We start from the raw sequence: 756 nt of genomic DNA, 5'->3' as shown, positions 1-756 counted from the left end.
TCACCACCGATCCCGTTCTCGCCATCGAGCATGCTGATCGTGCCTACCTCGGAGCAGCACTGGGTTGGCGAGGTCGGCGATCACGCCGAGGTCCGCGAATCCGCTGATTGTTGCGCCCTGCTTGGGGACGGATTGGTTGAGTTCACTGCGGGCAGCGGCGCCGATAATACGCTTATGCTATGTGGAGCCTTGTCAGCGCCCTATCAAGACGGCCTGGGCTTCTTTGACCTGCTGCGAGCACCGACTGCAGGTGACATGGTCACGGGCGTCATCCCTGCGAGCGTGTTCGACGCAATGGCCGACGAAATCACCCGCGCCGGGTTCGGCACGCAGGCGATGTGCCAAGCCTTGATGAAGCAAGGGCTCATTGCACTGCTGCGCGATCGACGGGAACGGCAGACGGAGCTCTCTGGAGGAGGTATATCCCACCCTCGCCTCTCCAAAGCGCTCGCTGCCATCATCGACAATCCCGCAGCTCCTCACACGGTCGACAGCCTGGCCTCACTTTCCGGTATGAGCCGTGCCTCGTTCTCGGACCACTTCTCCAAGACCTTTGGTCAGGGTCCGATCGACTTCGTGCAGAAGGCCAGGCTTCGCATCGCGGCACGGCTGCTGCGAACGACCGATTTGCCGATTAAGGTAATCGCGCAGAGTGCAGGATACGCCGGTCCGAGGCCGTTCTCGCGAGCCTTCCAGGCCAAATATGACTGCGGACCTGCAGACTACCGATCACGTCCGGACGGCGAGAACATCAGG

The 756-nt window shown here is 61.6% G+C and carries 1 protein-coding gene; it reads left to right on the top strand.

Annotated features, from left to right (window positions below; translation table 11 throughout):
- Positions 1–30 precede the first annotated feature (30 nt).
- The coding region (locus L8F97_RS22450; RefSeq protein ID WP_242154957.1) for a helix-turn-helix domain-containing protein at positions 31–756 on the top strand (726 nt) is incomplete at its 3' end.

The sequence above is a fragment of the Sphingomonas sp. BAUL-RG-20F-R05-02 genome (assembly GCF_022662305.1).
In the GTDB taxonomy this organism is placed as follows: Bacteria; Pseudomonadota; Alphaproteobacteria; order Sphingomonadales; family Sphingomonadaceae; genus Sphingomonas.
The sequence above is the reverse complement of the archived record's forward strand: the minus strand, read 5'-3'. Positions and strand labels throughout refer to the sequence as shown.